Consider the following 10,787-nt stretch of genomic DNA (forward strand, 5'->3'; position numbering starts at 1 on the left):
GCATAGCAAATGACCGTCAAAAAAGTTACCCGACTGCGTCGCGCTCGCAAAGCACGCCTGAAAATGCACGAACTCGAAGTCGTGCGTCTCTGCGTGTACCGCTCTTCGCAGCATATTTATGCCCAGGTCATCTCGGCCGACGGCAGCAAAGTCCTGGCAAACGCTTCGACTTTGGACAAAGAACTGCGTGATGGGGCCACTGGCAACATCGACGCGGCCACTAAAGTTGGCCAGCTGATCGCTGAGCGCGCGAAAGCCGCTGGTGTATCTCAAGTGGCTTTTGATCGTTCTGGCTTCAAGTACCACGGTCGCGTCAAGGCGCTGGCTGATGCTGCTCGTGAAGGCGGGCTGGAGTTCTAAGTTATGGCAAATAACGACCAAAAACGCGACGAAGGCTACATCGAGAAGCTGGTTCAGGTTAATCGCGTAGCAAAAACCGTAAAAGGCGGCCGTATCTTCACTTTTACCGCGTTGACCGTGGTGGGTGATGGTAAAGGTCGTGTTGGCTTCGGCCGTGGCAAATCCCGTGAAGTGCCTGCTGCAATTCAGAAGGCCATGGAAGCTGCCCGCCGCAACATGATCCAAGTCGATCTGAACGGTACCACGCTGCAGTACGCCATGAAGTCCGCTCACGGTGCTTCGAAGGTTTACATGCAGCCTGCTTCTGAAGGTACCGGTATCATCGCCGGCGGCGCCATGCGTGCTGTTCTGGAAGTGGCAGGTGTTCAGAACGTCCTGGCTAAGTGCTACGGTTCGACCAATCCGGTCAACGTTGTTCACGCAACGTTCAAGGGTTTGAAGTCCATGCAGTCTCCTGAGTCCATCGCTGCCAAGCGCGGCCTGAACGTTGAGGAGATCATCTGATCATGGCTACCGTAAAAGTAACGCTGGTCAAGAGCGTCAGCGGCCGCATCCCTAGCCACAAATTGTGCGTTAAGGGTCTGGGTCTGCGTCGCATCGGTCACACTGTAGAAGTCGCTGACACCCCGGAAAATCGTGGGATGATCAATAAGGCTTACTACATGCTGCGCGTCGAGGGTTAATCGATGAAACTCAATGATCTGAGTCCTGCGCCGGGTTCCCGCCGCGAGAAGCATCGTCCGGGCCGTGGTATCGGTAGCGGTTTGGGTAAGACCGGTGGCCGTGGCCACAAAGGTCAAACCTCCCGCTCCGGTGGCACCATTGCTCCGGGTTTCGAAGGCGGTCAACAGCCTTTGCATCGTCGTCTGCCTAAGTTTGGCTTCGTCTCCTTGAAAGCGATGGATCGTGCAGAAGTCCGCACCTCCGAGCTGGCCAAGGTTGAAGGCGTCGTCACTTTGCAGTCCCTGAAGGATGCCAACGTGATCAACCAAAACGTACAGCGTGTGAAAATCATGCTGTCCGGTGAGGTTACTCGCGCGGTCACCCTCAAAGGTATCGCAGCCACCAAAGGTGCGCGTGCGGCTATCGAAGCAGCTGGCGGCAAATTCGAGGAATAAATGGCTAAGCAAGGTGCTCTCTCAGCGCTCAGCAAAAGCGGCGGGTTGTCCGAACTCTGGGCTCGTCTGCGTTTCCTGTTCCTGGCGATTATCGTCTATCGGATCGGTGCGCATATCCCAGTTCCAGGTATCAATCCTGACCGCTTGGCTGACCTGTTTCGACAGAATGAGGGGACTATTCTTAGCCTGTTCAACATGTTTTCCGGTGGTGCGCTGGAGCGCATGAGCATCTTTGCACTGGGGATCATGCCGTACATCTCGGCATCGATCATCATGCAGCTCATGACTGCTGTCAGCCCGCAACTGGAGCAGTTGAAGAAGGAAGGTGAGGCTGGTCGTCGCAAGATCAGCCAGTACACCCGCTATGGCACCGTCGTCCTGGCGCTGGTTCAAGCTATTGGCATGTCCATTGGCTTGGCCGGTCAGGGCGTTGCTTTCTCTGCTGATATCGGCTTCCACTTCGTGGCAGTCACCACCTTTGTGGCCGGTGCACTTTTCATGATGTGGCTTGGCGAGCAGATTACCGAGCGCGGTGTTGGTAACGGTATCTCGATGTTGATTTTTTCGGGTATCGTCGCCGGTCTTCCGAGAGCGATCGGACAGTCTTTCGAGTCTGCCCGTCAGGGTGATATCAACATTTTCGCTTTGGTCGCAATCGGTTTGTTGGCAGTAGCGATCATCGGTTTCGTGGTGTTCATCGAGCGTGGTCAGCGTCGTATCGCTGTCCATTACGCCAAGCGTCAGCAAGGCCGCAAGGTCTTTGCGGCGCAGACGAGCCACCTGCCGTTGAAGGTGAACATGGCTGGTGTTATTCCAGCCATTTTCGCAAGCAGCATTCTGCTGTTCCCGGCTTCGCTGGGTGCCTGGTTTGGTCAGTCCGAGGGTATGGGCTGGCTTCAGGATATCTCGCAGTCGATCGCTCCTGGTCAGCCGTTGAATATTCTGCTGTTTAGTGCAGGGATCATTTTCTTCTGCTTCTTCTACACGGCGTTGATGTTCAATCCGAAAGACGTAGCGGAAAACCTGAAGAAGTCCGGTGCCTTTATTCCGGGCATTCGTCCTGGTGAGCAGTCTGCGCGCTATATCGATGGCGTTCTGACCCGTCTGACCATGTTCGGTGCTCTCTATATGATGGCCGTATGCTTGTTGCCCCAGTTCCTGGTCGTGGCTGCAAACGTGCCGTTCTACCTTGGCGGGACTTCGTTGCTGATCGTGGTCGTGGTTGTGATGGACTTCATGTCCCAAGTGCAATCTCACCTCGTTTCGCACCAGTATGAATCCCTGATGAAGAAAGCCAACCTGAAGGGCTACGGCAGCGGAATGCTGCGCTGAAGCACCCATAAGGTTCGAGGAGTTGGTGATGAAAGTTCGTGCATCGGTGAAAAAACTGTGCCGTAACTGCAAGATTATTCGCCGCGAAGGTGTCGTTCGAGTAATTTGCAGCGCGGAACCACGTCACAAGCAGCGCCAAGGCTGATTGTGATCTGTGCTATAAGCCCAGCAGCTAGTGCGCTGCTGGGTTGATTATTTGTTATTACAGCGATATTATCTCGCGCCCTATTTCTTGGCTTCCGGGGCGTAGGTAGCTGTCAATTGGAGTCCCACTGAATGGCCCGTATTGCAGGCGTTAACATTCCAGATAACAAGCATACTGTTATCTCGCTGACCTACATCTATGGTGTTGGTCGCACGACTGCACAGAAAATCTGTGCCGTGACCGGGGTAAACCCGGCAGCAAAGATCAAAGATCTGAGCGACGAGCAAATTGAACAGCTGCGTGGCGAAGTCGCGAAGTTCACCACTGAAGGTGACCTGCGTCGCGAAATCAACATGAAAATCAAGCGCTTGATGGACCTCGGTTGCTATCGCGGTCTGCGTCATCGTCGTGGTCTGCCAGTACGCGGTCAGCGTACCAAGACCAACGCGCGTACCCGTAAAGGTCCGCGTAAGCCGATCCGCAAGTAATCGCGCCAGCGAATCGACAGGAATTAAATCATGGCAAAACCTGCTGCTCGTCCTCGTAAAAAAGTTAAAAAGACAGTGGTTGATGGCATCGCCCACATCCATGCATCTTTTAACAACACCATCGTGACCATTACCGACCGTCAAGGTAACGCTCTTTCCTGGGCAACCTCCGGTGGTTCGGGTTTCCGCGGTTCCCGTAAGTCCACCCCGTTCGCAGCTCAAGTTGCTGCAGAGCGTGCTGGTCAAGCTGCGCTGGAATATGGCCTGAAGAACCTCGACGTCAACGTCAAGGGCCCAGGTCCAGGTCGTGAATCCGCTGTCCGTGCTTTGAACGGCTGTGGCTACAAGATCGCCAGCATCACCGACGTGACGCCAATCCCGCATAACGGGTGCCGTCCGCCGAAGAAGCGCCGCGTGTAATCCAGGAGATTGTAAAGAATGGCTCGTTACATTGGTCCAAAATGCAAACTCGCTCGTCGCGAAGGCACCGATCTCTTCCTTAAGAGCGGCGTGCGCGCTATCGAATCGAAGTGCAACATTGAAGCAGCACCTGGTATCCACGGCCAACGCCGCGGTCGCCAGTCCGACTACGGTACCCAATTGCGTGAAAAGCAAAAGGTCCGTCGTATTTATGGCGTTCTCGAGCGTCAGTTCAGCGGTTACTACAAGCAAGCTGCCAGCAAGAAAGGCGCTACTGGTGAGAACCTGCTGCAACTGCTCGAATGCCGCCTGGACAACGTTGTATACCGTATGGGCTTTGGTTCGACTCGTGCCGAATCGCGTCAGCTGGTATCGCACAAGTCGGTTAGCGTAAACGGCAAAACCGTTAACGTTCCTTCCTACCAGGTTCGTGCCGGTGACGTCGTGGCAATTCGCGAAAAGGCGAAGAACCAACTGCGTATTGTCCAGGCTCTCGATCTGTGTGCCCAACGTGGCCGCGTAGAATGGGTAGAAGTAGACACTGAGAAGAAATCGGGCGTCTTCAAAAACGTTCCAGCTCGCAGTGATCTGTCCGCCGACATCAACGAAAGCCTGATTGTCGAGCTCTACTCCAAGTAAGGGCTAGAAAATAGGTGCATCCATGCAGATTTCGGTAAATGAGTTTCTGACACCCCGCCACATCGATGTGCAGGTTGTCAGTCCAACCCGCGCCAAGATCACGCTCGAGCCTCTCGAGCGTGGTTTCGGCCATACCCTGGGCAACGCGCTGCGCCGCATCCTGTTGTCCTCCATGCCCGGCTGTGCAGTAGTCGAGGCCGAGATTGACGGTGTACTCCATGAGTACAGCGCGATCGAAGGTGTACAGGAAGACGTCATTGAAATCCTGTTGAACCTGAAAGGTCTGGCTATCAAGCTGCACGGTCGAGACGAAGTTACGCTGACCTTGTCGAAGAAGGGTTCGGGGGTGGTTACCGCTGCCGATATTCAGCTGGATCATGATGTCGAGATCGTTAACCCCGATCACGTAATCGCTAACCTGGCGTCCAACGGCGCCCTGAACATGAAGCTCGTGGTAGCTCGTGGTCGCGGTTATGAGCCAGCAGACTCGCGTCAAAGCGATGAGGATGAAAGCCGCAGCATCGGTCGCTTGCAGCTCGATTCTTCGTTCAGCCCGGTTCGTCGCATCGCATACGTGGTGGAAAACGCCCGTGTCGAGCAGCGGACCAACCTGGACAAACTGGTTATTGATCTGGAAACCAACGGTACCCTGGACCCTGAAGAGGCCATCCGTCGCGCAGCCACCATCCTGCAACAGCAGTTGGCTGCCTTCGTCGACCTCAAAGGTGACAGTGAACCGGTTGTAGTCGAGCAGGAAGACGAGATTGATCCAATCCTGCTTCGTCCGGTTGACGATTTGGAACTGACCGTACGTTCGGCCAACTGCCTTAAGGCGGAGAACATCTATTACATCGGTGACCTGATTCAGCGCACTGAAGTAGAGCTGTTGAAGACTCCGAACCTGGGCAAGAAGTCCTTGACTGAAATCAAGGACGTCCTGGCTTCTCGTGGTCTCTCCCTCGGCATGCGCCTCGACAACTGGCCGCCTGCAAGTCTTAAGAAGGACGACAAGGCGACTGCCTGATCGTCGTAATCACCGAACGTTGTGTTTGGTAAGGAATGAACCATGCGTCATCGTAAAAGTGGACGTCACCTGAGCCGTACCAGCTCTCACCGCAAAGCCATGTTTCAAAACATGGCGGTGTCGCTGTTCGAGCACGAGCTGATCAAAACTACTCTGCCAAAAGCCAAAGAGCTGCGTCGCGTTGCCGAGCCGCTGATCACTTTGGCCAAGAACGACAGCGTTGCTAACCGTCGTCTGGCTTTCGACCGTACTCGTTCGAAAGAAGCCGTTGGTAAGCTGTTCAACGATCTGGGCAAGCGCTATGCGACCCGTGAAGGTGGCTATCTGCGTATCCTGAAGTGCGGTTTCCGCGCTGGCGACAATGCGCCTATGGCCTATGTCGAGCTGGTCGATCGTCCAGTCGGTGGCGTTGTAGAAGCTGCTGAGTAAGACGTCAGTCGTTACTAAAAACCGGGCCCAGTGCCCGGTTTTTTGTTTTCAGCGTTTAGGGTTAAACACAACGCATTATCTTCTGGCAGAAAGGTTATTGCGCTAATCGCTAGTGATAAAGAGAACTCTCCTCATTTATCGGCATTTTCGGCACTAAATATCAAATATTCGCGATTTTTCTTCATTTTCTCGCCCATGGAGAGATGACCTCGCACGGATGTTGGTTCACACTATGGTCTTTCATGAAGGAGATCCTCGGCGATGCAAGGCCACCCGGACGTCATCGACTACCTCAACACGCTGCTGACCGGCGAATTGGCTGCGCGCGACCAGTATTTCATTCATTCTCGGATGTACGAGGATTGGGGTTTCAGCAAGTTGTATGAGCGCATCAATCACGAGATGGAGGAAGAGGCGCAACACGCTGATGCGCTGATGCGCCGAATCCTGATGCTCGAGGGCACGCCGCGTATGCGCCCTGATGATCTGGATGTGGGTACGACGGTGCCTGAGATGCTTGCCAGCGACCTTCGCCTGGAATACAAGGTGCGCGCTGCGCTTTGCAAAGGCATCGCGCTGTGCGAGCAGCATAAGGACTACGTCAGCCGCGACATCCTTCGCCTGCAGTTGGCCGACACTGAAGAAGATCACACCTACTGGCTCGAAAAGCAGCTGGGCCTCATCAAATCCATTGGCCTGGAAAATTACCTGCAATCCCAGTTCTGATTGGTGCAAAAAAAAAGCCCCTGCCATGGTAATCACTGGCAGGGGCTTTTTTGTTTCCCTCCGAATCACGCCATCAAGCGCGGTCACGCTCAAGTAGCGGTTTCAGGTAGTGCCCCGTATAGGATTGTTTCATTGCCGCCACTTGTTCCGGTGTGCCGGTGGCGATGATTTGCCCGCCTTTCGACCCGCCTTCGGGACCCAGATCCACCAGCCAGTCCGCCGTCTTGATCACGTCCAGGTTGTGTTCGATCACCACCACGGTATTCCCGTGATCACGTAAGCGGTGCAACACGTCGAGCAATTGCTGGATGTCGGCGAAGTGCAACCCGGTAGTCGGCTCATCGAGGATGTACAGCGTTTTCCCTGTGTCCCGCTTAGATAGCTCTCGAGACAACTTCACACGCTGCGCTTCGCCGCCTGAGAGCGTCGTCGCCGATTGCCCCAGTTTGATGTAGGACAGCCCGACGTCCATCAACGTCTGTAGTTTGCGCGCCAATGCGGGAACCGCGTCAAAGAACGCTCGAGCTTCTTCAATGGTCATTTCGAGCACTTCATGGATGCTTTTTCCCTTGTATTTGATCTCAAGGGTCTCGCGGTTGTAGCGCTTGCTCTTACAGACGTCGCATGGCACGTAGATGTCGGGCAGAAAGTGCATTTCCACCTTGATCAGCCCGTCGCCTTGGCACGCCTCGCACCGGCCCCCTTTGACATTGAAGGAGAACCGGCCTGGGCCATAACCGCGTGAGCGGGATTCCGGTACGCCTGCAAACAGTTCGCGGATAGGCGTGAACAACCCCGTGTAGGTGGCCGGGTTGGAGCGTGGCGTGCGTCCGATTGGGCTCTGGTCGATGTCCACGACCTTGTCCAAGTGCTGCAAGCCATCGATGCTGTCGTGCGCTGCGGCTTCAAGCGTGGTCGCGCCATTCAAGGCCGTGGCGCTCAAGGGAAATAGAGTGTTGTTGATCAGCGTCGATTTGCCCGAGCCCGAAACCCCGGTCACGCACGTCAGCAGCCCGATAGGAATCTCGAGATCCACGTTACGCAGGTTGTTGCCGCGCGCACCCTTGATCTTGAGCGAGAGTTTCTTGTTGCGTGGGGTACGTTCGGCAGGCACTTGGATCTTCACGCGCCCTGACAGGTATTTACCGGTCAGCGATTCCGGGTGCGCCATGACATCCTGTGGAGTGCCTTCCGCCACGATGCTGCCACCGTGCACGCCAGCCCCCGGGCCGATGTCCACTACGTAATCGGCCAGGCGAATCGCATCTTCGTCGTGCTCGACGACGATCACGGTATTACCGATATCGCGCAGATGACGAAGGGTGTCGAGCAGCCGATCGTTGTCTCGCTGGTGCAGGCCGATGGACGGCTCGTCGAGAATGTACATGACGCCCACGAGACCTGCACCGATCTGACTCGCCAGGCGGATGCGTTGTGCTTCCCCGCCGGAAAGCGTATCGGCGCTGCGATCCAGCGTCAGGTAATCGAGGCCCACGTTTACCAGGAACTGCAGCCGCTCACGGATTTCCTTGAGGATCTTGTCGGCGATTTCTCCGCGCCTTCCCGTTAGTTTCAACGCGCCGAAATAATCAGTGGCGTCGCCAATCGGCAAGCTGGTTACCGCTGGCAATGTCTTGTCGCCAACCCAAACATGGCGTGCCTCGCGGCGCAGACGGGTGCCACGGCAGTCAGGGCAAGGCTGGGTGCTGAGGAATTTTGCCAATTCTTCACGAACCGTGACGGATTCTGTTTCGCGATAACGACGTTCGAGATTGGGCACAATCCCTTCGAAGGGGTGCGCACGCTTCACGATGTCGCCACGGTCGTTCAGGTAGCGGAAATCGACGTTTTGCGTACCGCTGCCATTCAGAAGGGCTTTCTGCTGGTCAGTCGGCAACTCCTTGAACGGGACCTCCAGGCTGAAGCCATAGTGTTGCGCCAACGAGCCCAGCATTTGGAAGTAATAGACGTTACGCCGATCCCACCCGCGAATGGCGCCCTCGGCCAATGTCAGATCGCCGTTTACCAGCCGCTTCGCGTCGAAGAATTGCTTGACGCCCAAGCCGTCACAGGTCGGACAGGCGCCCGCCGGGTTGTTGAACGAGAAAAGCTTGGGTTCAAGTTCGCTGATGGCATGACCGCAGATAGGGCAGGCGAAGCGGGCGGAGAAAATCATCTCTTCACCCGGCTCGTCGTCCATTGGTGCGACCAATGCGATGCCATCTGCCAGCTTCAACGCAGTTTCGAAAGACTCGGCCAAGCGCTGCTGCAGATCTGAGCGAACCTTGAACCGGTCGACGACGACGTCAATGGAATGCTTCTTCTGTTTGTCCAGCTTTGGTAACTCGTCGAGTTCGCAGAGTTTGCCGTCGACTCGGGCACGAACGAAACCTTGGGCGCGCAGTTCTTCGAAAATTGCGAGGTGCTCACCTTTGCGCTCGCGCACGACCGGCGCCAACAGCATCAGCTTGCGGCCCTCGGGCTCCGCCAGCACCAGATCGACCATTTGGCTGACCGTCTGGGCTTCGAGCGGGATATCGTGATCCGGACAACGAGGGGTTCCCACGCGGGCATACAACAGGCGCAGGTAGTCGTAAATTTCCGTGATCGTTCCGACTGTTGAGCGTGGGTTGTGAGACGTTGATTTCTGTTCGATGGAAATCGCGGGCGACAGGCCTTCAATGGTGTCGACGTCCGGTTTCTCCATCATGGAAAGGAATTGCCGCGCATAGGCCGACAATGATTCGACGTAGCGGCGTTGACCTTCGGCATACAGGGTGTCGAACGCCAGCGACGACTTACCGGATCCAGAAAGCCCGGTAATCACGATCAATTTGTCGCGCGGCAGGGTCAGGTCGATGTTCTTCAGGTTGTGGGTTCGAGCCCCACGAATCAGGATCTTGTCCAAGGTGGCCTCGCACGGCGGGCGTAAAACGCAGGAGTATACGGCCAAATACTGGATGGATGCACACTATTGAGTGGCTTGATGCCGTACCGGGAAAAAAGAAGATTCCTGCGATACGCGGCAAAGCGTCGTATGTGCTGTCCCTCGATGGGACTGGTAGAATCGCCGCCGGTTCACATGAGGTTCTTCCATGCACGATTCTCACAGCGAGCACATGAGTGGCAGCGAAACCCGCGCGGCGGGCGGGCTGGCACTGGTGTTCGCGTTCCGTATGCTTGGCATGTTCATGGTGCTGCCGGTTCTGGCCACCTACGGCATGGACCTGGCTGGCGCTAGCCCAGCGCTCATTGGCCTGGCGATTGGCGCCTATGGCCTGACTCAAGCGGTTCTGCAAATTCCGTTCGGCATCATTTCCGATCGTATCGGTCGCCGCCCGATCATCTATCTCGGGCTGGTGGTGTTCGCGCTGGGCAGTGTATTGGCAGCCCAGTCGACCTCGATCTGGGGAGTCATCGCCGGGCGCATCCTCCAGGGAGCTGGCGCGATTTCCGCAGCCGTCATGGCATTGCTGTCCGACTTGACGCGCGAACAGCACCGGACAAAAGCCATGGCCATGATCGGCATGACCATCGGCGTTTCGTTTGCGGTGGCGATGGTGGTGGGGCCGGTTCTGACCAGCGCATTCGGCTTGTCCGGGCTATTTCTGGCCACCGGCGCCATGGCGTTGATCGGTATCCTCATTGTTGCATTCGTGGTGCCCAAGTCCACCGTTACGCTGCAGCATCGCGAGTCCGGGCTGGCCAGGCAAGCCCTCGGCGCTACGCTTCGTCATCCAGACTTGCTGCGTCTCGACCTGGGCATTTTCGCGCTGCATGCGATGCTGATGTCCAGCTTCGTGGCGTTACCGCTCGCATTGGTCCAGAAGGCGGGGCTGCCGAAAGAGCAGCATTGGTGGGTTTACCTCACCGCGTTGCTGATTTCTTTCTTCGCGATGATTCCGTTCATCATCTACGGCGAAAAGAAGCGCCAGATGAAGCGTATCCTGCTCGGTGCCGTCGTGGTGCTGATGCTCACCGAACTGTTTTTCTGGGAGTTCGGTAATACCCTTCGTGCCCTGGTGATCGGTACGGTTGTGTTCTTCACCGCCTTCAATCTGCTGGAGGCGTCGCTGCCTTCGCTGATCAGCAAAGTTTCTCCGGCA

The 10,787-nt window shown here is 56.1% G+C and carries 14 protein-coding genes; 13 read left to right on the forward strand and 1 reads right to left on the reverse strand.

The window, feature by feature from the left end; genetic code table 11:
* Positions 1–9: 9 nt before the first annotated feature.
* The 12 genes from rplR (at position 10) to bfr (ending at position 6,681) form a co-directional block, all read left to right on the forward strand.
* The gene (gene rplR / locus DBP26_RS25605) at positions 10–360 is read left to right on the forward strand and encodes a 50S ribosomal protein L18 (protein ID WP_037017727.1); all 351 of its coding nucleotides are present in this window, start codon (positions 10–12) and stop codon (positions 358–360) included.
* Between the two features lie 3 nt (positions 361–363).
* Positions 364–864: a 30S ribosomal protein S5 gene (gene rpsE, locus DBP26_RS25610; protein WP_108240400.1), complete on the forward strand. Its 501-nt coding sequence runs from the start codon at positions 364–366 to the stop codon at positions 862–864.
* A gap of 2 nt (positions 865–866) precedes the next feature.
* Positions 867–1,043, forward strand: a complete 177-nt coding sequence (gene rpmD, locus DBP26_RS25615; protein ID WP_108240399.1) for a 50S ribosomal protein L30 — start codon at positions 867–869, stop codon at positions 1,041–1,043.
* 3 nt (positions 1,044–1,046) lie between these two features.
* On the forward strand, positions 1,047–1,478 hold the full coding sequence (rplO, locus tag DBP26_RS25620) for a 50S ribosomal protein L15 (protein WP_108240398.1): 432 nt from the start codon (positions 1,047–1,049) through the stop codon (positions 1,476–1,478).
* Entirely contained in the window at positions 1,479–2,810 is a 1,332-nt protein-coding gene (gene secY, locus DBP26_RS25625) for a preprotein translocase subunit SecY (RefSeq protein WP_062384496.1), read from the forward strand.
* Between the two features lie 28 nt (positions 2,811–2,838).
* On the forward strand, positions 2,839–2,955 hold the full coding sequence (rpmJ, locus tag DBP26_RS25630) for a 50S ribosomal protein L36 (protein ID WP_002555468.1): 117 nt from the start codon (positions 2,839–2,841) through the stop codon (positions 2,953–2,955).
* A 131-nt stretch (positions 2,956–3,086) separates the two neighbouring features.
* On the forward strand, positions 3,087–3,443 hold the full coding sequence (gene rpsM, locus DBP26_RS25635; protein WP_003186020.1) for a 30S ribosomal protein S13: 357 nt from the start codon (positions 3,087–3,089) through the stop codon (positions 3,441–3,443).
* Positions 3,444–3,473: 30 nt separating this feature from the next.
* Positions 3,474–3,863, forward strand: coding sequence for a 30S ribosomal protein S11 (gene rpsK / locus DBP26_RS25640; RefSeq protein ID WP_002555466.1), 390 nt, complete (start codon positions 3,474–3,476; stop codon positions 3,861–3,863).
* An 18-nt stretch (positions 3,864–3,881) separates the two neighbouring features.
* The gene (gene rpsD, locus DBP26_RS25645; protein WP_108240397.1) at positions 3,882–4,502 is read left to right on the forward strand and encodes a 30S ribosomal protein S4; all 621 of its coding nucleotides are present in this window, start codon (positions 3,882–3,884) and stop codon (positions 4,500–4,502) included.
* A 22-nt stretch (positions 4,503–4,524) separates the two neighbouring features.
* Positions 4,525–5,526, forward strand: a complete 1,002-nt coding sequence (gene rpoA, locus DBP26_RS25650; protein ID WP_007970428.1) for a DNA-directed RNA polymerase subunit alpha — start codon at positions 4,525–4,527, stop codon at positions 5,524–5,526.
* A 42-nt stretch (positions 5,527–5,568) separates the two neighbouring features.
* Positions 5,569–5,955, forward strand: coding sequence for a 50S ribosomal protein L17 (gene rplQ, locus DBP26_RS25655; RefSeq protein WP_108240396.1), 387 nt, complete (start codon positions 5,569–5,571; stop codon positions 5,953–5,955).
* Between the two features lie 261 nt (positions 5,956–6,216).
* Positions 6,217–6,681 carry a bacterioferritin gene (bfr, locus tag DBP26_RS25660; RefSeq protein ID WP_108240395.1) on the forward strand — a complete coding sequence of 155 codons (465 nt, stop codon included), beginning with the start codon at positions 6,217–6,219 and terminating at the stop codon, positions 6,679–6,681.
* 73 nt (positions 6,682–6,754) lie between these two features.
* On the opposite strand, the gene uvrA is transcribed toward bfr, so the two are convergent.
* On the reverse strand, positions 6,755–9,589 hold the full coding sequence (gene uvrA / locus DBP26_RS25665; protein ID WP_108240394.1) for an excinuclease ABC subunit UvrA: 2,835 nt from the start codon (positions 9,587–9,589) through the stop codon (positions 6,755–6,757).
* A gap of 187 nt (positions 9,590–9,776) precedes the next feature.
* Between uvrA and DBP26_RS25670 the strand changes: the two genes are divergently transcribed.
* Positions 9,777–10,787: MFS transporter (locus DBP26_RS25670; RefSeq protein WP_108240393.1), on the forward strand; the 1,011-nt coding region annotated here is incomplete at its 3' end.

This window comes from Pseudomonas sp. RIT409 (genome assembly GCF_003052515.2).
Classification (GTDB): domain Bacteria; phylum Pseudomonadota; class Gammaproteobacteria; order Pseudomonadales; family Pseudomonadaceae; genus Aquipseudomonas.